Origin of the sequence: Aeoliella sp. (assembly GCF_965227375.1) — a bacterium.
Lineage (GTDB): Bacteria > Planctomycetota > Planctomycetia > Pirellulales > Lacipirellulaceae > Aeoliella.
In genome coordinates this window covers 734588-761321 of the sequence record NZ_CBDDFX010000001.1, presented here as the reverse complement: position 1 = coordinate 761321, position 26734 = coordinate 734588, and the positions used below count along the sequence as shown (strand labels likewise).

At 61.3% G+C, this 26734-nt stretch carries 20 protein-coding genes and 1 tRNA gene; 15 read left to right on the top strand and 6 right to left on the bottom strand.

Annotation, left to right across the window (positions count from 1 at the left end):
- The first annotated feature begins 5 nt into the window (after window positions 1-5).
- The 11 genes from ACQK2L_RS03060 to ACQK2L_RS03010 all read left to right on the top strand — a co-directional run bounded on the left by ACQK2L_RS03060 (window position 6) and on the right by ACQK2L_RS03010 (window position 12618).
- The gene (locus ACQK2L_RS03060) at window positions 6-896 is read left to right on the top strand and encodes a TIGR00730 family Rossman fold protein (protein ID WP_425395459.1); all 891 of its coding nucleotides are present in this window, start codon (window positions 6-8) and stop codon (window positions 894-896) included.
- Between the two features lie 352 nt (window positions 897-1248).
- Window positions 1249-2445, top strand: a complete 1197-nt coding sequence (locus tag ACQK2L_RS03055) for a TlpA family protein disulfide reductase (RefSeq protein ID WP_425395458.1) — start codon at window positions 1249-1251, stop codon at window positions 2443-2445.
- Between the two features lie 47 nt (window positions 2446-2492).
- On the top strand, window positions 2493-3584 hold the full coding sequence (locus ACQK2L_RS03050) for a M28 family peptidase (protein WP_425395457.1): 1092 nt from the start codon (window positions 2493-2495) through the stop codon (window positions 3582-3584).
- 6 nt (window positions 3585-3590) lie between these two features.
- Window positions 3591-3992, top strand: a complete 402-nt coding sequence (locus ACQK2L_RS03045; protein ID WP_425395456.1) for a hypothetical protein — start codon at window positions 3591-3593, stop codon at window positions 3990-3992.
- Window positions 3993-4040: 48 nt separating this feature from the next.
- Complete coding sequence (locus ACQK2L_RS03040) at window positions 4041-4706, top strand: hypothetical protein (protein ID WP_425395455.1); 666 nt, start codon at window positions 4041-4043, stop codon at window positions 4704-4706.
- A 141-nt stretch (window positions 4707-4847) separates the two neighbouring features.
- A complete protein-coding gene (locus ACQK2L_RS03035) occupies window positions 4848-5537 on the top strand; it encodes a hypothetical protein (protein ID WP_425395454.1) in 690 nt (229 codons plus the stop codon).
- Between the two features lie 141 nt (window positions 5538-5678).
- Window positions 5679-5751 (top strand) — tRNA-Gly (locus tag ACQK2L_RS03030).
- A gap of 295 nt (window positions 5752-6046) precedes the next feature.
- On the top strand, window positions 6047-7513 hold the full coding sequence (gene tig, locus ACQK2L_RS03025; RefSeq protein ID WP_425395453.1) for a trigger factor: 1467 nt from the start codon (window positions 6047-6049) through the stop codon (window positions 7511-7513).
- Window positions 7514-7809: 296 nt separating this feature from the next.
- A complete protein-coding gene (locus ACQK2L_RS03020) occupies window positions 7810-8466 on the top strand; it encodes a ClpP family protease (protein WP_425395452.1) in 657 nt (218 codons plus the stop codon).
- A 99-nt stretch (window positions 8467-8565) separates the two neighbouring features.
- Window positions 8566-9150 (top strand): ATP-dependent Clp protease proteolytic subunit, encoded by a 585-nt coding sequence (locus ACQK2L_RS03015; protein WP_425395451.1) that lies wholly within the window; start codon window positions 8566-8568, stop codon window positions 9148-9150.
- 243 nt (window positions 9151-9393) lie between these two features.
- Complete coding sequence (locus ACQK2L_RS03010; protein WP_425395450.1) at window positions 9394-12618, top strand: beta strand repeat-containing protein; 3225 nt, start codon at window positions 9394-9396, stop codon at window positions 12616-12618.
- A 76-nt stretch (window positions 12619-12694) separates the two neighbouring features.
- Here ACQK2L_RS03010 and ACQK2L_RS03005 read toward each other — a convergent pair whose 3' ends face one another.
- A complete protein-coding gene (locus ACQK2L_RS03005) occupies window positions 12695-13135 on the bottom strand; it encodes a VOC family protein (RefSeq protein ID WP_425395449.1) in 441 nt (146 codons plus the stop codon).
- A gap of 274 nt (window positions 13136-13409) precedes the next feature.
- Here ACQK2L_RS03005 and ACQK2L_RS03000 point away from each other — a divergent pair, with 274 nt between their 5' ends.
- Window positions 13410-14003, top strand: coding sequence for a hypothetical protein (locus ACQK2L_RS03000; RefSeq protein ID WP_425395448.1), 594 nt, complete (start codon window positions 13410-13412; stop codon window positions 14001-14003).
- 203 nt (window positions 14004-14206) lie between these two features.
- Window positions 14207-14980 (top strand): hypothetical protein, encoded by a 774-nt coding sequence (locus ACQK2L_RS02995; RefSeq protein WP_425395447.1) that lies wholly within the window; start codon window positions 14207-14209, stop codon window positions 14978-14980.
- 32 nt (window positions 14981-15012) lie between these two features.
- On the opposite strand, the gene ACQK2L_RS02990 is transcribed toward ACQK2L_RS02995, so the two are convergent.
- The 3 genes from ACQK2L_RS02990 to ACQK2L_RS02980 form a co-directional block, all read right to left on the bottom strand.
- A complete protein-coding gene (locus ACQK2L_RS02990) occupies window positions 15013-16680 on the bottom strand; it encodes an alkaline phosphatase (protein WP_425397409.1) in 1668 nt (555 codons plus the stop codon).
- Between the two features lie 85 nt (window positions 16681-16765).
- Window positions 16766-18385, bottom strand: a complete 1620-nt coding sequence (locus tag ACQK2L_RS02985) for a DUF2961 domain-containing protein (RefSeq protein ID WP_425395446.1) — start codon at window positions 18383-18385, stop codon at window positions 16766-16768.
- 216 nt (window positions 18386-18601) lie between these two features.
- Window positions 18602-20740, bottom strand: a complete 2139-nt coding sequence (locus tag ACQK2L_RS02980; RefSeq protein ID WP_425395445.1) for a hypothetical protein — start codon at window positions 20738-20740, stop codon at window positions 18602-18604.
- A gap of 459 nt (window positions 20741-21199) precedes the next feature.
- Here ACQK2L_RS02980 and ACQK2L_RS02975 point away from each other — a divergent pair, with 459 nt between their 5' ends.
- The gene (locus ACQK2L_RS02975) at window positions 21200-22882 is read left to right on the top strand and encodes an amidohydrolase (protein WP_425395444.1); all 1683 of its coding nucleotides are present in this window, start codon (window positions 21200-21202) and stop codon (window positions 22880-22882) included.
- 47 nt (window positions 22883-22929) lie between these two features.
- Window positions 22930-23691, top strand: a complete 762-nt coding sequence (locus ACQK2L_RS02970) for a hypothetical protein (RefSeq protein WP_425395443.1) — start codon at window positions 22930-22932, stop codon at window positions 23689-23691.
- Between the two features lie 134 nt (window positions 23692-23825).
- Here ACQK2L_RS02970 and ACQK2L_RS02965 read toward each other — a convergent pair whose 3' ends face one another.
- Both ACQK2L_RS02965 and ACQK2L_RS02960 read right to left on the bottom strand, forming a co-directional pair.
- The gene (locus ACQK2L_RS02965) at window positions 23826-25583 is read right to left on the bottom strand and encodes a HEAT repeat domain-containing protein (protein WP_425395442.1); all 1758 of its coding nucleotides are present in this window, start codon (window positions 25581-25583) and stop codon (window positions 23826-23828) included.
- A 72-nt stretch (window positions 25584-25655) separates the two neighbouring features.
- A complete protein-coding gene (locus ACQK2L_RS02960) occupies window positions 25656-26378 on the bottom strand; it encodes a hypothetical protein (protein WP_425395441.1) in 723 nt (240 codons plus the stop codon).
- Window positions 26379-26734: the final 356 nt, after the last annotated feature.

The following is a 26734-nucleotide window of genomic DNA, read 5'->3' as shown; positions in this document are numbered from 1 at the left end:
AAAAAATGTCCAAACCCGCCCCCGACGAATTCACACTGGATGCTCATCGCGAAGACCTCGAGGAGGTTGTCGAGCGCAATCGGCAAGCGATCCTCAACTCGCCCAGCTACAAGTTGGCTGAATACGATGTCGGTTTCCTGAAGCGTTCCGAGCAACGCCCCGTGCGAATGCAGTTGGAGTTGCAGAAGACCGAGCAACTGCTGCGGGACCACGAGATCGAATCGACCGTGGTGGTGTTCGGCGGCACGCAGATTGTGCCCAAGGAGGAAGCCGAAGAGCGCGTGGCGGCTGCCAAGGTCGATCTGGCCGAAGCACCCGACGACGAACGCCTGCAACGCTCCCTGGCGCGTGCCGAAGCGCAGATGGCGAAGAGCTTTTACTACGACCACGCGCGGGAGTTTGCCAAGCTGGTTTCGAGCAGCTGCCAGATGAACGGCAAGTGCGAATTCGTGGTTACCACCGGCGGCGGGCCCGGCATTATGGAGGCCGCCAATCGTGGCGCATTCGAGGTGGGCGCCAAAAACGTGGGCCTCAACATCGAGCTGCCGCACGAGCAGGAGCCGAACCCCTACATCACGCCGGAACTGTGCTTCCAGTTTCACTATTTCGCCATGCGGAAGTTCCACTTCATCCTCCGCGCAGCGGCGTTGGTGGTTTTCCCCGGTGGTTATGGAACGCTCGACGAACTGTTCAACACCCTGTGCCTGCGCCAAACCGGTCGCATGCAAGCGATCCCCATCATTCTGTATGGTCGCAAGTATTGGGAGTCGGTTATCAACTTTCAGACGCTGGCCGACGAAGGCGTGATCGCCGATGAGCACCTCGACCTGATCTCGTTCGCCGAGACGCCGCAAGAAGCGTGGAAGCTGATCTCGGACTTCCACGGCGTGGATTGAGTGCTGGCGGGCTGCGTACTCACTGCCAGCATTCGCGCCCTTGGTCTCCAGATTCCGCCGACCTACGCTTTCCCACATTTGGCCAATTCCAAGGCGTGGTCGCAGCGTTTTTTCCCTTGCGTTACGGGTTTGAATCCGAATACTTAGTGGGTAGCCATTCGATAGCGCTTGGCGCGTTGAGTGGTTCGTTGTGACGAATCCCAGGGCATGGCGGCTCTCCCCACCATTTGGCAAGTCTTGGCAAACCGGAATGCCAGACGATGCTCCTACCGAGTTGATCGCGACGCGACTCCGTGGTGCGACACACTACAGGCGGGTTGTCGTTGATCGTTACACTCACAAGGTGAGTTCCATGTTTGCTACAAGGTCAGGCTTGTTGCAGTTGGCCAGTGCCGCGCTGCTGGTTGGCAGCGCGGTTGCGCCCGGTGTTGTCACCGCGGACGAGGCCCAGGAGAAGGCTGCCGCCGATCCCTACCAGGTGCCCGATGGCGACGTCGACCAGTTGATGCAGTTCCTGCGGACCGGCAAGCAGAAGATGAACCCCAAGACCGTGCCCGACGCGCAGCGGATGTTTTGGGCGCTCGATGAAGCAGCCGAGCAGGTGTTCCGCTCGCCCGATGCCACGATCGAGCAGCGGCTCGAGGTGGCGCGGTATCGCACGTTCGACTACTTGCGTTCGCTGCAGGTGTTGAACGCCGATGGGGCCAGCGACAAGCTCACGAAGTTTCTTGAAGAAGCGTCCAACGATCCGGCCACCGAGATTCGGGACTTCGCCAAGCTCACCAAGTTTGGCCAACGCCTGGAACGCTGGCCGCGGATGCAGCCAGAGGACCGCACCCAGTTGATTGCCGAAGTGCAAGAGGGTGTGAATCGCGACGATGCGAAAGGAGCGGACGTGGCCGTGCTGTTGATGCTGGCCGACACCGTGGCGCAAACGCCCGACTCCACGCCGGTGGTGAAGGTGATTCGCGAGGCCCTGCCGCGGTTGGCCAAGAGCGACAACGAAGGCGTAACCCTGCGGCTCGATCGGCTGGAGGGAGTCGTGCGCCGGCTGGACCTGCCAGGCAACAAGCTGGAAGTCGAAGGCACCTTGCTCGACGGCCGCGAGATCGATTGGGAGTCGTACCGTGGCAAGGTGGTGCTGGTGGACTATTGGGCCACGCAGTGCCCGCCTTGCATCGAAGAGTTGCCCAACGTACTGGACGCCTATCGCGTGTACCACGACAAAGGATTCGAAGTGCTGGGCATCTGCCTCGATTCGGATCAGACGTCGGTGGAGCGATTTCTCGAAACCCGCAAGATTCCCTGGGAGACGATGTTTCACCACGAACTGGGCGACGACGCCACGTGGTGGGACCATCCGATGGCCAGCAAGTACGCCATCAACGCCATCCCCCGCGCCATTCTGGTCGATCAGCAGGGCAACGTAGTGCACATGAGCGCGATGGGCGACGAGCTGGACAAAGCACTCGCCAAGTTGCTGGGCCCCGCCGAAGCAAGCTCGGGTGCGGCGCCAGACACCGACAGCACTGTGCAAGCCGAGCCCTAGAGCTAACTTCCATAGCTTTTGACTGCCCTGGCCCCTAGAATGGGGCGATGAAGTACACGTCTTTGCCAGCTGCTGCTCTTCCTTGGTTTTCGCGGCTCGTTGTCTGCGCGGTGGTGGCCGCGCATGCTGGCTGCAGTTCGGGCCAAACGCCGCAGGAGCCTTCCGTAAAACCGGTGGCGGTCAAGCAGCCCGCGTCGATTACTCCCACCAGTCCCGCGCCGGAAAACCCGCTGAGCGCCGCGCGTGCGATGGGCTATCTCGAGCAGCTCTGCAAGCTGGGGCCGCGTCCCACGAATAGTGCGGGCATGATCAAGCAGCAGGCGATGCTTACGAAGTACTTCGAAAAGCATGGCGCGCGGGTCTCCAAGCAGGATTTCGTCTTCAGGCATCCGTTGACCAACCGTCGTATCACCGGCGCGAACCTCATCGTCGAGTGGAAGCCTGAAGCCAAAGATCGAGTGCTGCTTTGTGCGCACTACGACACGCGGCCGCTGCCCGATCGCGATCCGAATCCTCAAGCGCGCAAGAATGGAACGTTCGTCGGCGCGAACGACGGCGCCAGCGGCGTGGCGGTGTTGATGGAGCTGGCTCATCACTTGAAGGACGCCAACTTGAAAGTTGGCGTCGACATGGTGTTGTTCGACGCCGAAGAGCTGGTGTATGAAGATTACTACGGCCAGCGGGGCGAGTACTTCGAAGGCAGCACGCACTTCGCCCGCGAGTACCGCCGCAATCCGCCCGAGTATCGCTATCAGTGGGGCGTGCTGTTGGACATGGTGGGCGATGCGAACCTCGAGTTGCTGCAAGAGAAGAACAGCATGTCGTGGGCCAACACGCGCTCACTGGTGCTCGACATCTGGAACACAGCCACCCGGCTGGGCGTCAAGGAGTTCGTGCCGCGCACCAAACGTGGCCGAGAAGGCTTCATTAAGGACGACCACGTTCCGCTGAACAAGATCGCCCGCATCCCCACCTGCGACATCATCGACGCCGACTACCCCGACGCCCCGTTCGGCGCACCCGGCAGCTACTGGCACACCGAGCAGGACCTGCCCGAACATTGCTCGGGCGAGTCGCTCGCCAAGGTGGGCTGGGTGGTGCTGGAGTGGCTGAAGACCGTGGAGCCGAACGGGCAGTAAGCTGATATGGGCTTCCTTCCAATCATCGCCCTGGTGCTGTTGGCCCTTTCGGGGTTGTTGCTCGATGCGCATCGGCGGACCTGGCGAGCGGCCGAGGCGGATGCGGAACTCGACGAGCGGGGCCGCAGGGCGGCCAAGGCTCAGTATCTACGGCGAATGCGGGCGAGCGGCACCATTGGTGTGTTGGGGGCCCTGTTGATTCTGCAGCCACTGGTGCCTCAGGAGCCGTTGTGGTTTACACTGTATCTCTTGTTGCTCGTTCTGCTTTGTGGGTGGATGCTGTTGCTGGCGCTGGTCGACGGATTCGCCGCCGCCCTGCGCGTCCGCCGGGCTCGCCACGAGACTGAGTCGCTGGAAGCGAAGCTCGAGCGAGAGATCCAAGCCGCCCGCGATCGCTCGGACGACTGAGCGCGAGCGTGGTGCCCCCCTGCCCTTTCACCTCAAGCCCGAACTGCCTTGGACCCCGTACGTTACACGATCGCCATTGTTCCGTTGGCCGCCTACCTGGCAGCGCTGGGCTTGGTGAATTGCAGCCGTCGCCCTTTGGTCACCAGCGGCGCCTCCGAAATCGCCGCGCTGGGTATCGGGTTGTTGGGCTTGGTGTTTGTCGGGCCGATCGAGTTGTTTCGGCCACAGTTGGCGACCGTACAGTTTCTCAACTACGTGTGGTTGGTGCTGCTGGCGTTCTATCTGCTGTGGGTGGTGCTAGCCGCCATGATCACGCGGCCGCGGTTGGTGGTGTACAACATGACGCCCGATGAACTGCGGCCGTTGCTCTCCGAAGCGGCGGGCACGGTCGACGCGGCGTTTCGCTGGGCCGGCGACTGTTTGGTGCTGCCGAAGCTGGGCGTGCAGTTGTACATCGATGGCTTTCCCCTGCTGCGAAACACCACGCTGGCGTCGAGTGGCCCCCGCCAGAGCCTCGAAGGCTGGAACCGCCTGGCCCGGCAGCTCCGCGCCAACCTCCGCACAGCCGCGGTCCGCCCTCACCCGCCGGGCATCGCGATGCTGGTGCTCGCGGCGCTGCTACTGGCGAGCTGCGAACTACAACTCGCTCGCCATAGCGACCAGATTGCCGAGGCGCTGGCCGAAATCATGGCTTTTGGTTGGCAACGAAGCTAGGAACCACAGGGGCGTTCGGCGGATCTGTCTTCGAGTCGACGGGAACCATGGCTGCGGAGCGAGCGCCTCACTTTCCTCGGGGCGTGACGCACGGGCGGGTCCGGCCAATTTCCAGGGGAACGACAACAAAAGGGGTGACTAGTGACAACTCTCTCTAAGGTCTTTCTGCACCTGCTTGCAGGCGCAACGCTCTCCACCACGGCCGCATTTGCGTCGAGTTTTCCCAGCCAGTTCGGTTTCGTCGAAGTCTCGCAGGTGCTGCCCGGTGGCAGCGGGCCGTCGGCATCTTCTTCCCAGCCGGTGACGGAAACTTTGGACCTATCGGTCGGTGTTACCGGACTCGAGGCCCAGGTACGGACGTCCGATATTTTTCTGCCGCCCACCGTTGCGGGTGAAACTGGGCAGTTGTTCGTTCAAGCGACCTCCGTGTTCGTGCCCTCCTCATCGGCAATGGGACAGTACGAGTACGAGTTCCAACTCGAAGCGCCCAGTATGCTCCAGTTTCTGAGATTCACGGCCCAGACCGAAGCGGGTTCGATGGGGCAATTTTCGCTCACCAGGAACGACATCCCTCTCTACGAGTCCTCTGGCCCGGAGGTGATTGTCACCAACGAGCCGCTCGCCGCAGGCGATTATCATCTGACCGTGCTGGCATCGGCGTCCGCTTCCGACACGGTTGCGCGAGATTTCATCCACTCGCAGGTCGACTTCGCCCTATTCTATGTCCCTGCCACAGTAGCGGTTCCTGAGCCATCGGGCCTCTCGATCGGCTTGATGGCGTGCCTGGTCGCTGCGGTGGCCTGGTGGGGCCACCGGCCGCGGGTGGCCTAGACAGCCGTGGCAGCGTCCCAGGTGCCGAAAGCGGGGGCATCCTGCCCTTGAAAGCCCCTGGCCAAGGCATATAATCTGAGGTTCGGCAGCGGCGATGCCCCCTCTCCCCCATTGGTGGCCCGCCTGCTGGCCGAAAACGGTGCGGCTGTAGCTCAGTTGGTAGAGCATCACGTTGCCAACGTGATTGTCGTCGGTTCGAATCCGATCAGCCGCTCTTGTTTCTGGTCAAGCCGGACTTTTCGGCTAGCGATCGTCCAGCGTCCCGGATATTCCGGGCGTTTGTCGGAATCGCTATTCGAAAAGACTCGTTTGACGAAGAACCTGATCCCTCGCGCGTGCCGCGAGGGGCGATTTCCCCCAACGTGCGGCCCGCGCTACCTTTCATCGAGGGGTGCGGGCCGTTGCAGTTTACGCACGCGGAATAACACACAGGGCGGGTTCGAGGCCAGCGCACCAACGCAAACCACGGCGCCCTCGCGTCGCCCAGCCAGGAGAAAGGTGACATCCTTATGTCCGACGAATCCAACGTCCCCAACGAAGAAGCCGTCGCCGAAGAGACCGCGTCGCTCGATCTGATTGTGAACGTCAACTCGCCATCGGCTTGCGAGCGTCATGTCACGGTGACCGTTTCGCGCGCCGACATCGATCGCTACTTCGACGATGCCTTCAGCGAACTGGTGCCCACCGCCAGCGTGCCCGGCTTCCGCGTGGGCCGCGCTCCGCGAAAGCTGGTGGAAGGCCGCTTCAAGAAAGAAGTGACCGATCAAGTGAAGGGCAACCTGTTGATGGACTGCCTGGAGAAGATTGGCGAGGACAAGCACTTCGCCGCGATCAGCGAGCCGGAGATCGATCTCGAAGCAGTCGAAGTGCCCGAGACCGGCCCGATGACCTTCGAGTTCGACATCGAAGTGCGTCCCGAGTTCGACATGCCGAAGTGGAAAGGCCTGTCGATCACACGGCCCACTCGCGACTTCACCGAAGAAGACGTGGCCGATCAACTCGAGAACATGCTCACTCGCTACGCCCAACTGGTGCCCACCAAGGAAGCCGCCAAGCCGGGCGATTATGTAACGCTTGACGTGAAGACCAAGTTCGAAGGTAAAGTGGTAGAAGAAGAGGACGAGCTGGTCGCCCGCATCCGTCCGACCCTCAGCTTCACCGACTGCGACCTCGAAGGCTTCGACAAACTGATGGACGGCGCCAAGTCGGGCGACAAGCGGTCCGCTCAGGTCACGTTGAGCGAAGATGCTCCCAACGAGGAGCTGGCTGGCAAGACGCTCGACGTGGAGTTCGAGGTGCTGGAAGTCAAAGTACTGAAGCTGCCTGAGCTGGACGAAGACTTCCTGCAGGAATTGGGCAACTTCGAAAACGAAGACGCCCTGCGCGACGCGATTCGCCAGAACCTCGAGCGTCAGCTCGAATACCGCCAGCAGCAAAACTCCCGCGAGCAGATTACCTCGCTGTTGGTCGAATCGGCCGACTGGGAGCTGCCGCCAGGATTGCTCAAGCGACAGAGCGCCCGCGAACTGGAACGGGCGACGATGGAGCTCCGCCGCAGCGGCTTCGGCGAGGGGGAGATTCGCGCCCGCGAGAACCAACTTCGCCAGAACACGAGCGCAACGACCGCCACGGCACTCAAGGAACACTTCATCCTCGAGCGAATCGCCGAAGAAGAGAACATCGATGCGGTGGATGGCGATTACGAGCAAGAGATCTTCCTCATGGCCATGCAGAGCGGCGAGTCGCCGCGTCGCGTGCGGGCGCAGCTCGAAAAACGCGGCCTGATGGACGTGCTGCGGAACCAAATCGTCGAGCGGAAGGTGCTCGAGCTGGTGCAGAACGAGGCCAAGTTCAAGGACGAACCGTACGAGCCGGAAAAGAACGAAGTCGAGGCCATCCACATGGCAGCCGGCGGCCCAGGCGAGATTCCCGAAGCCACCGAGAAGGAGAAAGTGGCCGAGGAAGCCGACCAGTAGGCTTCGCAGCCAGGGTCGAAGTTTCGCGTAGCCGGATTCGCAAGAATTCGGTGCCTTGGTAGGACGTCCGAATTCTCGCGAATTCGGCTACCATTACGGGCTGCGTTGGTCGCACTTCCCCCCGTTCTGCCCTATCCCCAATTGTGGAGTTTGGGGTAAGTTGGAGATGACTTCGCGGGTGCGTGCGCGTACACTTCCTTGTTGAACTCAAGGGCTTGTTGCCCACGGCGGCCCGTGGTCGGTCCTCCCACCTGACAAACCTGCTATACAACATAAACTCGCATAAAGGACTGGCGATGAACCTGCCTTTTGGACTTCCATCCAGCGCGCTCGAGGCCCACGCCCGCGAGCCGCAACTCTCCTACCGCGACTATCAGCGGCAGCGGCAGATGACGCTCGGCGATCTGCTGTTGGAGAACCGCGTGATCTTCCTGCAAGGCGAGATCTACGACGGCAACGCCAACGAACTGGTGATGAAGCTCTTGTACCTGCAGAGCGAAAACCGCCGCAAAGACATTCACTTCTACATCAACTCGCCCGGCGGTAGTGTCACTGCCACGCTGGCGATCTACGACACCATGCAGATGATCACCTGCCCGGTGGCCACCTACTGCGTCGGCCTGGCTGCCAGCGGCGGCGCGGTGCTCTTGGCCGGCGGCGAGAAGGGCAAGCGTTACGCCCTGAAGCACTCGAAGGTCATGGTCCACCAGCCCCACGGCGGTGTCGGCGGACAGGTGTCGGACATCGAAATCCAAGCCCGCGAAATCATCAAGACTCGAGACCTGCTGGACGGCATCATGGCCGAACACACGGGCCGCTCGGTGGAAGAAGTGGTGAAGGAGCGCGACCGCGACCGCTACTTCTCGGCCCAGGAAGCCATGGACTTCGGCCTGGTCGACGAGATCATGGTCAAACCGCCCACGCCCGAGGGCGAAGACGACGACGATGATTGATCATTGCAAATTGCAAATTGCAGTTTGATCTCGAACATTCATTTTGCGATTTGAAATTTACATTTTTCAATTTGCAATCCACATCACGGAAGCCCAGTCATGCCCCTTATTCCTTACGTCATCGAGAAGAGCGGCCGCGAAGAGCGGGCGATGGACATTTACAGTCGCCTGCTCGCCGATCGCATTATCATTCTTGGCTCGGCCATCAACGACGAAGTGTCGAACAACATCGTCGCCCAACTGTTGTTCCTACAGTCCGACGATGCCAAAGCCGACATCCACCTGTACATCAACTCGCCCGGCGGTAGCGTGACCGCGGGCCTGGCGATGTACGACACCATGCAGTTCATCAATTGCGACGTGGCCACCTACTGCATCGGCCAGTGTGCGTCGATGGGCGCAGTGTTGCTGGCCGCCGGCGCCGAAGGCAAACGCCACGCGCTGCCCAACAGCCGCATCATGATCCACCAGCCGCTGGCCGGCATGGAAGGCACCGCCGAGGACATCATGATCCACGCCGAGGAGTACCTGAAGACCAAGAAGAAGCTCAACACGATCCTGGCCAACCACACCGGCCAGAGCCTGGAGCAATTGGAGAAGGACACCGACCGCGACAAGTTCATGAGCGCCGAAGAAGCGGCCGAGTACCGCATCATCGACAAGGTGATCGAAAGCATGGGTTAGGCCATGCCCAATTTCGAATGACCAATGACCATTGGTCCATGATGCAACCACAGCCCGCGACGAAAGTCGCGGGTTTTTTTGTGCCGCTGGCAAATCCTTGCACTGTCTGCACTGGCCACCTAGAATCCATGGCGTGCGGCCGCATGTGGGGAGGTCTTTTTCTTTTCTCCCTGGGGGATTTGGGGGTCGCAAGTCGCGCTGCGATAATCTGCACTGCCACAGCACAACTGGAGTGAGCCTCTCATGACGTTGCGTCCCCGAGATCGTCGTCCTGTCTACCATCACGGCACTTCGCTCGGCGTAGAGAAACTGGAGTCACGCACCCTGCTGGCGGTCACTGCTACGTTTTCGTCCGCTGGCGGGCTGCTCCAGGTGGTCGGCGACGCGCTGGACAACAACATCGAAGTGAGTCGCGCTGCGAATGGTCAAATCCTCGTCAACGATGGCGCAGTGGCCATCTCCGGGGGCGTGCCCACGGTGTCGAACACCACGGTCATGCTGATATCGGGCCTGGATGGAAACGACAGCATCGTGCTGAACGAAGCCCAAGGCGCCCTTCCCGAGGCCACTATTTTAGGCGGGAATGGCAACGACACGCTGATCGGGGGTGCGGGGGATGACACCATCCTGGGTGGAGCGGACAACGACTTCATCCGCGGACGCGACGGTGAAGACCGACTCTTTGGCGGCTCGGGCAACGACACGATCCTTGGCGACCGTGGCAACGACAACGTGCAAGGACAGAGCGACGTCGATTTGATGATCTGGAACAACGGCGATGGCAGCGACACCTTAGAAGGCGGCAGCGAAAACGACATCGTGCAAGTCAATGGAGCCAACGGTGCCGGCGACGATTTCTCGATCGACCCCAATGGAGACCGGGTTCGCTTCCAACGCAACAACCTCGGCTTGTTCCAACTCGATATCGGCGGCGTCGAAGACCTCGATGTCAACGGGCAAGGCGGCTCCGATGTGATCGCCGGCAGTGTGGGACTTGCTGGTTTGATTGAACTGGATCTCGACGGCGGCGAAGGGAACGATCTGCTGATCGGCGGCGATGGAGTCGACGTCCTCCGTGGCGGTGCTGGCAACGACACCTTGATCGGGGGCCAGGGCAACGACATTAAACTCGGTGAAGCCGACGACGATCTGTTTGTCTGGAATAACGGCGATGGCAGCGACTTGATCGAAGGTGGCGACGACAACGACACGGTGCAAGTCAACGGTTCCAACACTGCCGGAGACGACTTTTCGATCGATCCCAATGGCAACCGCGTGCTCTTTCAACGCAACAATCTCGGCTTGTTCCAACTCGATATCGGCACGACCGAAGACCTCGATGTGAACGGGCAAGGCGGCTCCGACGTGATCGCCGGAAGCGTGGGGCTCTCCGGATTGATTGAGTTGGATCTCGATGGCGGCGAAGGAAACGATCTGTTGATCGGGGGCGATGGAGTCGACGTCCTTCGCGGCGGTGCAGGCAACGACACCCTAATCGGCGGCAAAGGCAACGACATCAAACTCGGTGAAGCCGACGACGATCTGTTGATTTGGAATGACGGAGACGGCAGCGACTTGATGGAAGGCGGCGGAGAGAGCGACACGGTGCAAGTCAATGGAGCCAACGGCGCCGGCGACGATTTCTCGATCGACCCCAATGGCAACCGAGTAAAGTTCCAGCGCAATAACCTGGCATTGTTTCAACTCGACATTGGCACGACCGAAGACCTCGATGTCAACGGGCAAGGCGGCTCCGATGTGATCGCCGGCAGCGTGGGGCTGTTGGGTTTGATCGAGCTTGATCTCGATGGCGGTGAAGGAAACGACCTGTTGATCGGAGGCGATGGCCCCGACGTCCTCCGCGGCGGTGCAGGCAACGATACCTTGATCGGTGGCCGTGCCAATGACGTTCATCTCGGCGAGAGTGGCCATGACCTGATGATTTGGAACAACGGCGATGGCAGCGACTTGATGGAAGGTGGCGACGACAATGACACGGTGCAAGTCAATGGTTCCAACACCGCCGGAGACAGCTTTTCAATCAATCCCAACGGCAACCGCGTCCTCTTTCAACGCAACAACCTGGCCTTGTTTCAACTCGACATCGGCACGACCGAAGACCTTGATGTCAACGGGCAAGGCGGCTCCGATCTGATCACCGGCAGCGTGGGATTGGCCGGTCTGATCGAGCTGGATCTCGACGGCGGTGAAGGGAACGACCTCTTGATAGGAGGCGATGGCCCCGACGTCCTCCGCGGCGGTGCAGGCAACGACACCTTGATCGGGGGACATGGCAACGATATTCAGCTTGGCGAGAATGACGACGACCTGTTTGTCTGGAATGACGGCCATGGCAGCGACTTCATCGAAGGTGGCGCAGACACCGACACGGTGCAAGTCAACGGTTCCAACGCTTTCGGCGATCGCTTCTCCATTGGTCCCAACGGCAATCGTGTCGTGTTCCGCAGAAGCAACCTTGCTGCGTTCCAACTCGATATTGGCACCACCGAAGAGTTGGACGTCAACGGGCAAGGGGGCGACGACGTCATCAACGGGAGTGCAGGGCTCGCGAGTTTGATCGATCTTGATCTCGGAGGAGGTGAGGGCAACGACCTGTTGATCGGAGGCGATGGGCCCGACACCCTGCGTGGTGGCAATGGGAACGACATTCTGCTCGGCGGCCTTGGCAACGACGTCTTGCTTGGCGAGGGTGACAACGACCTGCACTTCTACGCTGGCGCGTCCGGCGCCGACTTGATCGGTGGATTCTCCGCCGGTCCGGCGCTGGCGGATGTAGTTGTGCTAAGTGGCTACGGTCCGGGCCTCGATAGCTTTCTCGATGTCGTCGACAACATGACGCAGGTTGGATTCAATACTCTAGTGGACATTTTGCCGGGCAGCACGATTGAATTTGCTGGCGTGACTTCGACCTTACTGTCGCCCAACGACTTCGCCTTCCACACGCCTGACTTCAATCTCGATGGCCATGTCAATCTGGCCGACTACACTGTCTGGCGGAACAGCTTGGGCGCTACGGTAACCCCGTTTACCGGCGCTGACGGCAATGGCAACGGCCTGGTCGACTCCGCCGACTACAATCTCTGGAAACTGTACTTCGGCATTTCGTACATTCCTGCGGCCCCCGTGGCCGCAGTGCAGTCCACAGCGGCCAACGCCTCGGGCGGCACTCCAGACCACACGGCTGCAACCATGCAAGCCGCGTTCGCCTCGTATCCGTCGAAGGCAGAACTTGCGAAGCCGAACTCCACGAAGTTGGAAGCCGACTCAACCGACGCCCACCACCATCGCAAACAATTGCTCTCGCTGCTCGGTCAACCATCGTCGGAATCGGCCGGTACCCCGGGTAACTCAAACCTCCGCAGGTCGCAGGATCCAAAGCCAAGCGACGCGCTGCAACTGGCCCTCGAAAACTCGGATGCCTGGATTCGCCGCCTGCCAACGATCTGATCGACGCGAACGCCAAAGTGCGATGTGATTTGCGACCGACGGCGACCTGTGTAGCGAGCCGATTCGTACGAGAGCACTACCCGCCGCCACACATTTCATCAAACCGCCGCTGCATCTCCTCCGGCGGAACATCTTCGATGTGCGAGCCAAGTAGCCACTCGTGCCCGAACGGGTCGACCACACGCGATGAACGTTCGCCGTAGAACTGATCGGTAGGTTCCATGGTGAGTTTCGCGCCAGCGTCTACGGCGGCTTTGGTCACTGCGTCGACATCGTCGACATGCAGGTGGACCGAACTGCCGGAGCCTCCAAACGCCTCGGGGCCTTGGATGCCGTACTCGGGATACTCGTCTGAGAGCATGATCACCTGCGAACCGAACACGAGCTCGGCATGCCCGATACGTCCGCTCGGCTCGGCAATTCGAAACTTCTCGGTGGCTCCGAACGCTTGCTGATAAAAATCGATGGCGGCCGCCGCATTGCGGACGCGCAGGTAGGGGTAAACCTCTTGGATCATGGCAACGCTACTCCAGTGGCAGGATGGGACTTTGGCCCGCGCCGACAACGTAGCACACGCCGGGTGGCGTCTTCAAGAAGAACCCGCGTCGTGCGGTTAAAAATCAACGCTATGCTCCCGTTGCGCCTCCCTTCTTGCGGCGAATTCTTCTACAACCGATAACTGGATCGACTCACGCAAAGGCGCAAAGACGCGAAGAGGTTTGCTCCTAGAATCCCTTTGCGTCTCCGCGCCTTTGCGTGAGACAAGCAGTCCGACCCGCTATAATCCCAGCATGTTTCGTTTCCGCCTCCGCACGTTCCTGATCGCGATCACGGTGTTTTGCCTGCTATTGGGCTGGCGCGTGGCGGCGGTGGAGAGTGTGGAGCGGCCCGTGCGGGAGTTGGAGCGGCTGGGATGGCAGGTCAGCTACGACGACGTCGACTTGTTTCCCGAGCTTCCGGTCCCGATGTACCCCGATCGGCGTCGCAGTTACTGGCAGAAAATGCTGATGGGGCACCAGGAGTACGACTTTCCCGATTCCGCATGGATCGGTAAACGGCCTGGAAACGGCACGAATGACGAAGTTGGACAGTTCTTGCAGCAGTCTTGCATTTGGTTCAACCGCCTGCCGACGATCACAGTTGTCGACTTCTCCGATACGCAACTGACGAAAAAGTCGATTGAACCGCTCGCAGATTGCGAGCATCTTCGTCACCTGCTTCTTAGTAGGACGAACCTCGATGATTCTGCGATCGACGGTCTCGCCCAACTCACGCAGCTCGACACACTTATCCTGTGGGAGACGAATCTAACTGCCGAAGGCGCAGCGGAGCTTGAGCGACGATTGCCAAACTGCGAGATCGATCACGACTTCAACGACGATTGAACAATAGCGAACAATAGCGAACAATCACGCAAAGGCGCAAAGACGCGAAGGAACTTGAAATACTAGCCTCTTTGCGTCTCTGCGCCTTGGCGTGAGATAGTCTGTGCGACCCGCTATAATCGCTGCATGCCCCGCTTCCGCCTTCGCACGTTCCTGATCGTGACGCCGGAGGAAGGATCAGTCAGTGAGCCAACGGAAGGACCATGAAGAAGTTGCTTAGCTACTTGGCGCTTATCGCCGGTGCGGTTGGCGTTGTGGCGTGCCTCGTCGCGTTGGTAACGACCTGGTCGATGGCCGGACGGGCGCAGCGCGTGACGCAGCGACTGTATGCGGCGATGGACGATTCCCTTGCCGGAGTGCAAGATCGTGTGGAGCAGGTCGAGCAGCGTGTGGCCGCGATGAACATCACGGCCGGAGAGATAACCACCGGCCTCAAGGATCGCACGGCTGAGGGAATCCGCGACCGCCTCGCCACGGAGCTTCAACTCGAGCAGCGGACCGCGGGGCTCGCCGCCGGGGTTGATCAGGCGGACGAGTGGGCCGCGGCGATCGAGTCCTCGGTCGAATCGGTGCGCACGATGGCCGAGTTGCTCGCGGCCACGGGGCTCGACGTCGACCCGACTGGCATCGATGGCGTGCTGGAGGAAATCGTCACGGTGCGAAGCCAACTTGCCGAAGCGGGCGAGCAAGTCGCCGCGCTCCGCCAGCGCGTTGCCAGCGACGAGGAAGACCACGACGGGCAGATCGCCAAGATCCTGGCCCGAGTCGTCGCGACGCTGACCTCGCTGGACGAGCGCATGGGGGACTTTGGCGATCGACTGTCGGCCGCGCAACAATCGATCGCTACGGCGGAAGGAGTGTCCCAGCGATGGATCACGACGCTGTCTATCCTCGCGACGCTGTTGCTGATTTGGGTGGCCGCCGGTCAGGGAGCGCTGGCGCGGGTGGGCTGGAAGAACGTGCGGAGTGGAAGTTAACCGCGCGAGGCGCGATGATTTCGTTCGATCCGCTACCGCCGGGCGGAGACGCCGCGCGGGGGGGCCAGCATCTCCGGGTGCTCGATCACCAGGAGGTGGCCGTGGTCGGCGGTGACGATCAGTACAGTTTCGTGCCAGTTGCTGTGCTCTTCGACCCAGTCGGTGATGACCTTCACCGCCGCGTCGCCGCTGTGAACCGCGCCGGCCGAGGCGTCGAGGTTGTTCGCGTGGTTGGCCCAGTCGATGTCGCCCGCTTCGACCAACATCCAGAAGGGCTGGTTGTCGGCCGATAGCACGGTGAGCGCCGCGGAGGTCATCTCGGCGAGCGTCGGATTCTCCTCGAGGTCGGCCTGACTGTACACGATGTCCTCGCCGCCACGGTGACGCGCGGGATCGTAATTGCCATCGGCCGACGCGAATGGCAGGTTGCCACTGGCGTTGCCTTGGTTTCCGCCGATGCCATAGAAGCCGAACAACCGCTGCTGGTTCCGCGCTGCTTGCCCAGCGGCGTCGGCCAGTCGCTTCGCACCATCGACGCCCGGCGTGCGGACGGCGGTAACGTACTTGCCACCGTGCCGAACGTCGATCTGCTTCAGCTCGCGGTCGGTCAGGTATTTGTTGCCCGGCACAAAGTTCTCGCCTTGGGAACTGTCGCTGTCGCGTTCCACGCCGTGCCCGCCGCCGAGCAGGACGTCGAGGCCGGGTAGCGGCTGCGGATGGCTGACCGAAGCGAGGCCCAGCAGGTCGCGGGCGATGTCCTGGTAGTCGTTGCGAGTGACGTTGTTCGCGTAGCAGGCGCCGGGCGTGGCGTGGCTGATCGGAACACTGGTAACCGCGCCTACTCGATAGCCTTCGGCCTGGGCGCGATGCGCGATGGCCGCTCGCGGCTCGCCGGTGGGTCCGACGCCAATGGAGCCGTTGTAGGTCTTGATGCCGCAGGCCATGCTGGTGGCCGACGAGGCCGAATCGGTGTAGGCGTGGCGCATGATGCCTCCGTCGGACGCAGCGATCACGTACCGCGGATCGGTCGGCTCCGACCAGGGAAACGGACCGGCAACCAAATGGCTGTATCCGCCGGGCAGGCCGCCGCTAGGTTTGACGGTCTGCTTGTTTACGTCGATTTGCGCCTTGCTGCGTTGGGGGCTGGTGACCATCCAACCGTACTGCGACGTGCCGTTGGCGTCGTACTGCTGAAAGTGCATGCCGACGCCGCGCCCTTTGGTGTAGGCGACACGACCCAGCTTGGCGATCGACGCCAGCTGAGTGGTTTGCCAGTCCATGCCGTCGAACACCACCATGATAATGTGCTTCTTGCCAGCGTTGAGTGCGGCAAGTTGCAGATCATGGATATTGGTCTGGTCGAGATACTCGGCATCGGGGTTCACCGAGTCGTCCATGTTGCCGTGGTACAGCTGCTCCAAACGGCGACCATCGCGGTAGACGCTGTCGGGCCCGGTGTAGCTTTCCAGGTCGATGCCCTGCCCTGCCCCATCGGTGCCGAAGGTGTAAACGGGAACCAGCCGATTCGAGTGGGTGGTCCAGCTGCTGTACTTCGACGCATCGGGTCCCCAATGCGCAGCCTCGCAGTGCCCCGTCTCAACGGCGCGCTCCTGTAAATCCCTGATCCAATCTCCTGCGGTCGCCGGTAGGGTCCACGGTAGAAACAGGACCCCCAACACCAGAATACGCAAACTCTTCATCAAGGTTGTACACTCCCAAGTCGCCATGCGCCGCTGAAAACAACCGGCGCCAAAACTCTACTGTAGTTCAAGTTTGGGAGGTGTGCTATTGTCCGGCGGGGCTCAGCATGAACACCCATGCGCGGAAATTGGTATTCGCCTGATTGGCCGCTTTGACCAGTACGCTGTTTTTCCCCTGCTTTAGCGGCAGCGAGACAGTTCGCGTCTGGAATCCGTACTGGCCGGGATGGTTGTGGACGAGTTGGCCGTTTACCCACAACCGCAGCGCGTCGTCGTGGCCCACCAGCACCTCGCGCGAGGTGTCGCTGTCCGAATCGATTGTCGTTGCGGCGTACGCGCTGGTCGCGACGGGAAGGCCAGCGTTGCGAGTGACTCGCGGACGGAAGTAGGGAGTCAGATCCACGAAGCCATCGCGCGACCGCACGCCGCGCGTCCAGCGAGCTTCCAGCGGCCCGTTGTTCCGGCGGTTCGCCTTCGTGGCGTACAAACCAAACTCAGCGGGCGCGGTGTCATTGTAATCGATCCGCTGTTCGGGGAACTCGGCGCGGTGAAACTGCTCGTCGCTGGCGGCTGAAAACGGTCCCGCCACGTCCCACACCAGACCGCCGGGCGGATCGACGTCGTACTTGCCCGCTTCGACTCGTGCGTTCGGCAAGCGATCTTCGTAGCTCGACGTGCGGACGAATCGCTCGGGCGCGCCGCGCTGGTACCAGTACAGCACCGACGACATGTCGTTTTCCAGCGAGCCGAAGTCGATGCTCGTCGAGTGACGAAACGCGATCGGATCCTTGTCGAAGAACCGGTAGGCGGCGAATTGCAGGTACGGTTCGTCCGATTCTTGATCGGCGCCGCCCGTGGGGCGTTCGGTCGCCGCGGCGGTCGACTCCTCTTCCTCGTAGTAGGGCGTACCAATCGAGCCGTTCAGCGCGGTCGACTGCCCCCACGCATTGCCAAAGAAATCCTCGCCGCCGATGCCGCTGAGCACCCTGGCGTTGGAGGTGCCGCCGTCGATCAGATGCAAGTCGCCGCCGCAGTGGTACCAGCGGTCTTGCCGATCGAACACCCGCATGCCGAGCGACAGGCCAACCACCACGCCGCTGCCGCGGACGTGGCCCACGTGGTACGGCAGGCCATACGATTCGGCGCGATTCACGCGACGGTACGCGGCGCGAAAGCGAAGGTCTTCGTTCAAGCTACCGGCGGGATACTCATGGAAGTCGGCTTGAAACCAAATGCCAATCGCGCGGGGCGATTGGTTTTCGATCGTCATGCGGATGCCCTTCTTGTACGGCATCGGAAAGTAGCTGTTGTAGCCGCCGCGATCGGTGACTTGCAGGTAGGGCGAGTTCACTTCCTCCGCCCGATGGCCGTGGTGGATGCCGAAGAACGGTGCGAGCGGCGTTTCGACGCTTGGCGTGGTTTCGCCGTCGCAGTACACTCGCAGCACCAGCGCGAGTGTCTCCAGCGAACTCTCCTTGGCCCCTTTGTTGGTGATCCAGAAATGCCGCAAGCAGCCCTCGCCATCGAGCTCCGCCACGGTGGTCTCTTCGCCCGGCGGCATGTTGTCGCGGATGGTGATCCGCTCGTTGTCGAACTCCGCCGGCAGCCGCAACAGATTAAACGGCCCTGGCATGTCGTCCGCACAGCATGGCGCGATGCCCAGCAATAGCACGAAGAAGGCAGCGAGAATCGATCGGTGGCTCACGGCGACGCCTTTGGTGTGGAGGGGGCACGAAGCCTCTCATTCTAGTTCGCCCGTTGTGGCCGGACCATTCAACCGGAGATCATCAACGCGTCGTTTTGGCGCAAAGAAGTTTGTAGCTCGACTCTCCGAGTCGAAACACCAACAAGAAAAATGTAGAGCGTAGGAAGCCAGTGGTACACAGATGTGATGCGACCTCCAGAGTCATCCACCCCGGGTTCAAGGAGCAATGAACTCAAAGATTAGTATTTTCCCCTGACCAGGCGAATCCGTTGTTGTCCGCCAGTCGGAGGAGGTCTTCAAGGTTTGCTCGAGATTGCCTTCCAGGTCGTACTGCTTCACCTCATACTCCCCCGAAGTCGACGACAGCCATGGCTGGAGGTCGGCCTTCAGCGAAAGCGTCTCTTCGTGCCCCAAGCTGTAGGCGATCAGCAACATCTTCTTGGGCAGCACGTAGGCGGTCACATACGCGTGCGGGCTCGGCTCGGCCAGCACGCACTCGCCGATCATGGTCCCTTCGACAAAGTAGGGCAGGAACTGCTTGCGCAGTTTCGCGCATTGCTTCAAGGCTTGGCTCACCTCTGGGTAATCGGCAATCTTGGCCGATCCGTTGATGTCGCCCGGCCGATTGGGCATCACGTTCAAGTAGTAGTTGTCCATAAACCCCCGCCACACGGCGGAGGGATCCTGATTGATGTTGATGTTCAATCGCGGCGCCGGGAACGCGCTGCTAAAGGCCCGGCGATCGTCCCAGGTCATCCAGTTCCAGGTGTAATCGATTTGGGCTGCTTCGAGTTCGAGGTTCGAACACGACTCGGCGGCAAACACCGCTTGCGGATCCTTCTGAACGGCTGCCTCTCGGATGCGCTGCGTCAGGTCGTAGACACTTGGCGTGATCTTCGCCGGTTGATGGCCGTAGCCATACACGTCCCACACCAGCGAGGGCACGCCCAGATCATTCATCTTCGACCAGTTTTCGAATACGTCGTCCTGCCAACGCACATCATCCTGATTCACCTGAATGGTCTCGTGAGCATCGGTGTAACCGGGATTGAACATGGGGATCATTTCGTGATGGTAGGTCCACCCTGAGAACGACGTCCTTTTGATGACCTTCAATCCGTAACGCTCCGCCGACGGGCTGGAGAGGATGAAGCATGAGATGAATGGCGACACATTCACTCCTACTTTGCGACAATCGTGAATCGCCGCGGCGAACGATTCGTCCGTTCCCAACAGCGGCAGTGTTTGGAACGGCAGTTGAAAGTACGGGCACCAGAACCAGGGCGACATTTCGTCCAGCCCGTGGGCTTTGGCCTCCGTGGCGACTTGGACCATGTCCTCGATTTTGTAGACCACATCCTCGGCCGTATTCGGTGGCATCCCCCGCGTCATAAAGATCGAGCGGAAGCCCAGCCCGTCGCGAACGTGATTGGGGATGGCGACCGGACGGGTGAGATTCTGCTGCACCCATTTCCGAAAGGGCTCGATCCCTTCAGCCCATCCATGGCTATGTGGGGTGATCAGGTATTCGCCGCTTTCCCAGCTGTCGTTGGTTGCAACGTTCACGTTGTGCACGCAGGCCAACCGCACTTTGCCATCGGTTTCATCCCGCCGCACCCACACGCCCCACAGCGGGTCCCAACCCCAAGCTCGCTGCCATAGACTGAAGCCATTCTTCAGGTCTCCAAAGTCCATCCACCGCATCAGATGAGGATGGTAAGCGTTGCGATAGTTGAAGAAGCGGCCGCTCAGAACGGGATCTTCGGCATAGAACGGCGCAGCGGCCGGATTTCGCTTCAAGCTCGTGAAGGGATTGACCACCCCTCCCCCCAGACGAAGCTGGGTTTGTTGCTCGCCGCCGAAGGGCAGCAATCCGTTGAGGTCCGGAAAGAGTATCTGTCGGATGGGCTGCGTGGTGTTGTTGTCAACACGACACTTCATCGCCACCGATTTGCCATCGTCGGCTGCCGCCAGAGTGACGACGACTTTCACCTCACCCGGCACGGGTAGATCTCTACTGGCCGGCAGGTGCGACCACTCGATGGTCACCGCCTTGTCCGACTGCGTGATCTTGGCATCCTGCCCGAATCGCGGAGCCAGGCGAAGTGCATGAAACTGCTCGATTGGATAGGCAATGTCCACGATGCCCCCACCACCGACCGCGTTCAGCATCTCCGTTCCACCAGCGGACAAACCAACCACACCGCCCGTCTTGGCGTCGAGCGTAATCTGCAGTCCATTCAGCGTCGCCTCAATCACCTCCTCGGAAGTATCCGCGGCCACGACTGGAGTCATCGCCGCGGTGATACACGCCGCGATCACCGCCATCCGTCTCGTCCCAAAAATCCGCAACATGGTGCTTTTCCCTGTGTGCAATTTGCCAAGTACGCATCGATGAATTGGTCTGCTATCTTAACGTTGGCGCAAACGCCACGCCACGCGCGCGTGCGACTCCATCGGAAGTGACAACTTGTACCGGCCGAGAAATATTGCCGGCGACGGGGTGAACCTACCATTCAACTATCAAGAACTGCATCCACAAAGAACGTAGGGTGGGTGGTTCCATCGGCGGTGACAATCCACGTTCGCCAAAGAACTTTGTCGCCGATGGGTTCACCCACCACACCGCCGCGATCGATGGGTGAAGTGCATCGGTGGAACTTCGTGCCGAGCTGCAACGCACGCTGCCGGCAGAGCGATCACCCCTGCGATTCTCTCCCCGTGTTCGGAGTCGTAGAGCCAGTCAACGACTCGGAGAGTCGTGCTACAATGGGTAGTGTCAGGCGTTGTACTTTCTCTAGTGGCAGTTGATTCATGTTCAAGCAACCGATCGTTCGCGCGGCGCTGGCCGCTGTGCTGGTGGGAGTATTTCATCGTGGTGCGCTGGCCGAAGAGCCCGCGACGTTGGTCGTTGTGGGGGGCAGGGTGTGGACCGCCGATGAGCAGAAGCCGTGGGCGGAGGCGGTTGCGGTGCGAGGCTCGCGGATCTTGAAGGTGGGCTCGCGCGACGAAGTCGAAGCGCTCGGGGATGCCAGCACGCGGGTGGTCGACGCCCAAGGTGGTATGGTGGTGCCGGGGTTCATCGACTCGCACGTTCATCTGCTCGATGGCGGATTGCAACTCAATCGCGTGCAGTTGCGCGGTGCGCGGTCGCGGGAGGAGTTCGTCGATCGCCTGGCCCGCTACGCCCGTCGGCTGCAACCGGGCGAGTGGATCCTCGGCGGCGAGTGGGACCACACCGTGTGGGGTGGTGAGTTGCCGACGCGCGACTGGATCGACAAGGTGACGCCTGACAATCCCGTGTGGATCGATCGGCTCGATGGTCACATGGCGCTGGCCAACTCGGCGGCGCTCCAACTCGCAGGCGTTGACGACTCGGTCGAAGCGCCGGAGGGTGGATCGATCGAGCGCGACGCGAATGGGCGGATCACCGGGCTGCTGCGCGATAACGCGATGGGGCTGGTCGGCCCAGCCGTGCCGGCGGCGACGCGGTCGCAGTTGGAGTCGGCGCTGGACGCGGCGAGCGACTATCTGCTGGCCAACGGTGTGACCAGTGTCGGCCACATGGGCAGCCTTGGGCAGTTGCGTGTGTTGCGTGAGGTGCACGCGGGCCGCGGGCTGCGCGTGCGTGTGCACGCGGCCACGCCGCTGGGGCAGTGGCGGCAGCTGTTGGACGATATCGAGCGGAACGGCCGCGGCGACGAGTGGCTGGCCGCCGGCGGGTTGAAGGGGTTCGTCGACGGTTCGCTCGGCTCGCACACCGCGGCCATGCTCGAGCCGTTTACCGACGCGCCGGACGATCGCGGACTGTTGGTTACCACGGCCGACGACCTGTACGAGTGGACTTCGGCCGCCGACAAGGCGGGGCTCAACGTGATGGTGCATGCGATCGGTGATCGGGCGATTCGCATCCAACTCGACGTGTACGAGCGCGTCGCCAAAGAGAACGGCCCGCGCGACCGCCGTTTCCGCATCGAGCATGCCCAGCACATTCATCCCGACGACCTTCCGCGCTTCGCCGAGTTGGGCGTGGTGCCGAGCATGCAGCCGTACCACGCGATCGACGACGGACGCTGGGCCGAAGCGGTGATCGGGCACCAGCGGTCGGAGACGACTTACGCGTTTCGCGACTTGCTCGACACCGGGGCGCATTTGGCCTTGGGCAGCGATTGGTCGGTCGCGCCAGCGTCGGTGATCGAAGGCGTCTACGCGTGCGTCACCCGCGCGACGCTCGACGACAAACACCCGGGCGGTTGGATTCCCGAGCAGAAGATCACGGTCGAAGAAGCCTTGCGCGGCTACACGATGGGTTCGGCCTACTCGATGTTCGCCGAACAAGACCTCGGCTCCCTCCGCGCGGGCAAGCTGGCCGACATCGTCGTGCTGTCGACCGACCTGACGAAGTGCCCGCCAGAGTCGATCCGCGATGCGAAGGTGATGGTTACCATCGTGGACGGAGAGGTGGCGTACGAAGGGCCGAACGCAACTGCCGAATAGTGCGCCGCTTTCGGCCAAGAAAGTCAAAGATACTTTGGAGGATTCAGATGGACTACGATCCCAAGCGAGCGCGGGAGTTGCCTCAGGCGTCGATGCCAGATCTCGAAACGTGGCTCGACAACATGAGGCGATTCATGGTGCACATGCAGTCGTTGGTCCATGCACGCCTAGAAGCAGGCATACTCGATGCAGATGATGCCGAAGAGTTTGAGACGAAACTTGCTGTGGATCCTCCACTCGCGGCGGAATCTCTTGGCGACTTAAAATCTTCGCTTTCTTGCGAGTTACCTCCGCCGCTGGAAGAGTTCTTCCTGACAGCTTCGAGTGGAATTGGTTTTCACTTCGCCATCGACCTTGGCGATGCAGCGCCAGAGGGTTGCCCATCGTGGGTTCGTGGCGGTGAATTACCCTACTTGCCCGACCCCATCTTTTCGGCTTCGAAGCTGAACGAATTCCAGGCCGATGCGAGGCAGTACGCCGCGACATCGGGTTTGGCAGACTTCCCTGAAGTGCAGGCGGTCTGGGATCGGTGCGTGCCGTTCTTTCGATTCAACAACGCCGACTTCCTGGCACTCGATCCAATAGACGATGCGGGAGATCCTTACGTGGTCCACTTAAATCATGAAGGCGATCCGCAACTGGTCTCCAGGAATCTTGCCAGCTTCCTGATCGAGTGGCCAAGAGTCTGCTACATCGGCCCTGGCCAAATCTCCGACTTGGAGCGTTTCTTTGATCCGAAACACCGGGTCTTGTCGGGCGATGTTCCCGCGGCCATTGCACTGCGAGAGGCCCTGGAGTGGGAGCCGTAAAAGCAAACTAGCTAGCGCGCAATCGGACCACTGCCGTGCGATGCTGGTGGCAAAGTAGATTCCTCAGTCGGCGAGCCTCCTCTCGGAATGACACGCAGGCTGTTTCCACTCGGCCACCGGCGGCTACTGTACTTTTACTCGCCGGAGTTTTCCGAGGCGACGATGATCGCCAGGTTGCGTACGCCGGCGTCGGGGTCCGACTTGGCCAGTTTGGCGACCTTCTCGTGGAGCGACTTACCGGCGTCGCCCAGATCGACCACGGCGGTGATGGACTCGAGGCGATCGACGCCCGAATTGCTGTCGAGGCCCTCGCTGAGCACCGGCACCACCACGGCGACCACTTCCTGATCCTTGTTCGCCAGTCGGGCGAGTGTCCACGCCGCGGCGAGTCGCTCGAATTTCTCCTCGGGCGTTTTGGCGTCGGACTTCGACTTCAGGTGGCCCATCAAGGCCGCTTTCACGGCTTCCGCGCCAGCGCCGACTTCACGCAGAGCGTAGAGGGCGCTTTGTCGCACCTCTTTGTTGTCGGACTTCAGTTCTGCGACCAGGTTGTCGGTGGCCTTCGCCGCCGCGGGACCAATGCGACCGAGCACGTGGTTGATCCTCACCTTCGTGGCCGCGTCGGCTTCCTTCATTGCGCCGACCAGGGCGTCGGTGGCGCCGGCGGCTTTCGCGCCCATGCGATCGAGCACGTCGAGGGCCAAATCGCGCGTGTCGGGCTTCGCCAGCGCCTTGGACGCATGCGGCAACGCTTTGTCGCCCAGGCCGGCGAGCGCGGAGACCATGTGTTCTCGGGCCTCGGGGTCTTTCGCTGCGGCGATCAAGATCGGCGCGGCCATGCCTTCGGGAATGTCGAGCGTCGCCAATCCGTGGGCGGCGGCGCGCGACATGTTGGCGTTGTCGCTTTTCAGTCCGGCCACCAACTGACGGATGGCGGCTTTCATCAAAGCGGCGTCGCCTGGGCTGGTTTTGGCGAGCGACCACGAAGCGACCATGGCGGTGAACGCATCGTCGCTTGCGGCGCTTACTTCCAGGGTCTCGCGAGCGTCGGTAGCGCCGATCGCGCCCAACGCGTACAAGCCAGCCAGTTGCACCGACTGGTCGTCGCTCCATTTTTCCATCGCGCCAGTCACGGCCTTTTCGGCCGACTTGGCTTGCGGGCCGATGGCCGCCACGGCCATGAGCGCTTGCGGGATCTCTTCGGCGTACTTGTTGGTGTTGATGAACTGCGTGAGCTGCGGCACCACGTCGGCGGCGTCGGGGCCGATCTCAGCGATGGCGACGCAGGCCCAGTAACCGGAGTTCGGCTGGTCGAGCAACTCTTTCAGCAGCGGCACGGCCTTCGCGCCGGCCTCGACGATGGCCTTCACCGCATGCACGGCCACGGCGCCGTTGTTGTCTTCGGCCAGTTCGCTATCCAGGACGGTGGCCAACTGTTGCGGCTCGACCTTCAACTCGCCCAGCGCGCTGACCGCAGCGCTGGCGACGCGGTGGTTCTCGGAGCCTACGGCCTTGAGCAGCGCGGCGATCGTGGCGTCGGACTTGTCGCCAGTTTTCGCCAAGGCGGCGATTGCGTGCAGTTGCATAATCCAGTCGTCGTCCGCGACGCCCTGTTGCAGCTTGGCCAAGATCTCGGGGCTATCGAGACCCAAGTGCCCCGCCGCGCGGGCGGCGCGCCAACGCACGGCGTCGGATTCCGAGTCGAGCGATTTGCTCACCAGGTCGTGGGCGGCTTGTGGATCGGCTTTGTCGGTGACCAGTTGGTCGACCGCTGCAGCGTCCTTGTCGATAGCCGGGGCGGCTGTGGTGGACTGGGCGTGCGCCAGTGGAAGCGACGCCAACAGCGCGATTCCACAAGCGATGGTCGTGAACGAGTGTCGTACGGATACCATTGTTCGTATTGCTTTCTTGCCGGAATGGAAGCGGTATAAGTGAGAGACTTGAAATCAAAGCTGCCGCAAGGCCTAGCCAAACTGGGCGTTCAGATCCTTGTGCATCGAAAGCAGGAATCGCAACGCCTGATCGACGGGTGGCTTGGGATACTTCTTGCGGTCGGCGGTGATCGCATACCGAAATTCCTTGATCTCGTTCTCCAGTTGCATGAATTGTTCCATGTTCAACTCGCCGTAGTGGGCGCGGGTGGCCAGCAACTGGTCGATCTTCTCTCGATGTTCCTTGTAGGCGGGGTCGGCGCACAGCATGGGCCAATGCACGACGCCGGTCGTGGGATTGTACTGGTCGACGGTCAGCGGCTGGAGTCGCTTCTTTTCCAGCCGCTTCATGCTCTCGGCGTGCATCTCGGCCAGCTGCTGTTGCTGGCGGGCGACGGCCGAGTCTTTTCGCCAGCGGTACTCTTCGACGTGCTTGGCGCGGTTGTCGATGTTGGCGCTACGCGCTTCCTCGACATTCCGCAGGGCCAGGCTGTCGTTCAGGTTCTTTGAGCCCTGAGCCGAAATCGCCGAGGCCATGCCCTGCAGCGCGTCGCCAGCGGCGGTCGACGAATGGTATCCACCGCCATATCCGCCCCATCCACCGCCAACGTAAGTGTTAGTCTGGGCGGGCTCCGATCCTGCGTACGGGGGAGCCTGCGGCGGCGGCTGGGTCTGCGTTTGTCCGTCGGCCGACAAGCCGGCAACCAGCATGCCCAGCGCGGCGATCGAGAGAGCGGTAGCGGGTAGGAATTTCATCGCGAGCCTCGTAATTGTTATAAATAGGTGCAACAGAGACTCTCACAGCCGACAGAGTCTCTCGTTAGAAAGCAGGTTCCGTTAATTAGAATAGTGACCACCAGAAGGCTTCCCCCGGCATCCCACAAGGGGAGCGAAGGCGTGGCTTCCCTGCCCAACTATCCTACCACCACTTTCCGTGGGTTGTCCAGCAATTCAAGCGTTTCGAGCGCCTTTCGAGGGTTTGCCGATGGGGTGCCACTGCTGGTTTATCGCCTGCAGCCGCCAATTGCAGCACGAGTCGTGGGAAACGGCTTTGCTACGCTCCCGCCATATTGCCCGCGCCAGCAGTGTTCATCACTTCATGACCCTCTTCT

Coding starts and splice junctions, on each gene's coding strand:
- ACQK2L_RS02970 (WP_425395443.1), top strand. CDS start 22,930: ATGGACTACGATCCCAAGCGAGCGCGGGAGTTGCCTCAGGCGTCGATG.
- ACQK2L_RS02960 (WP_425395441.1), bottom strand. CDS start 26,378: ATGAAATTCCTACCCGCTACCGCTCTCTCGATCGCCGCGCTGGGCATG.
- ACQK2L_RS03045 (WP_425395456.1), top strand. CDS start 3,591: ATGGGCTTCCTTCCAATCATCGCCCTGGTGCTGTTGGCCCTTTCGGGG.
- ACQK2L_RS03000 (WP_425395448.1), top strand. CDS start 13,410: ATGTTTCGTTTCCGCCTCCGCACGTTCCTGATCGCGATCACGGTGTTT.
- ACQK2L_RS03055 (WP_425395458.1), top strand. CDS start 1,249: ATGTTTGCTACAAGGTCAGGCTTGTTGCAGTTGGCCAGTGCCGCGCTG.
- ACQK2L_RS03020 (WP_425395452.1), top strand. CDS start 7,810: ATGAACCTGCCTTTTGGACTTCCATCCAGCGCGCTCGAGGCCCACGCC.
- ACQK2L_RS02965 (WP_425395442.1), bottom strand. CDS start 25,583: ATGGTATCCGTACGACACTCGTTCACGACCATCGCTTGTGGAATCGCG.
- ACQK2L_RS03050 (WP_425395457.1), top strand. CDS start 2,493: ATGAAGTACACGTCTTTGCCAGCTGCTGCTCTTCCTTGGTTTTCGCGG.
- ACQK2L_RS02980 (WP_425395445.1), bottom strand. CDS start 20,740: ATGTTGCGGATTTTTGGGACGAGACGGATGGCGGTGATCGCGGCGTGT.
- ACQK2L_RS02990 (WP_425397409.1), bottom strand. CDS start 16,680: ATGAAGAGTTTGCGTATTCTGGTGTTGGGGGTCCTGTTTCTACCGTGG.
- tig (WP_425395453.1), top strand. CDS start 6,047: ATGTCCGACGAATCCAACGTCCCCAACGAAGAAGCCGTCGCCGAAGAG.
- ACQK2L_RS02975 (WP_425395444.1), top strand. CDS start 21,200: ATGTTCAAGCAACCGATCGTTCGCGCGGCGCTGGCCGCTGTGCTGGTG.
- ACQK2L_RS02995 (WP_425395447.1), top strand. CDS start 14,207: ATGAAGAAGTTGCTTAGCTACTTGGCGCTTATCGCCGGTGCGGTTGGC.
- ACQK2L_RS03005 (WP_425395449.1), bottom strand. CDS start 13,135: ATGATCCAAGAGGTTTACCCCTACCTGCGCGTCCGCAATGCGGCGGCC.
- ACQK2L_RS03060 (WP_425395459.1), top strand. CDS start 6: ATGTCCAAACCCGCCCCCGACGAATTCACACTGGATGCTCATCGCGAA.
- ACQK2L_RS03015 (WP_425395451.1), top strand. CDS start 8,566: ATGCCCCTTATTCCTTACGTCATCGAGAAGAGCGGCCGCGAAGAGCGG.
- ACQK2L_RS03010 (WP_425395450.1), top strand. CDS start 9,394: ATGACGTTGCGTCCCCGAGATCGTCGTCCTGTCTACCATCACGGCACT.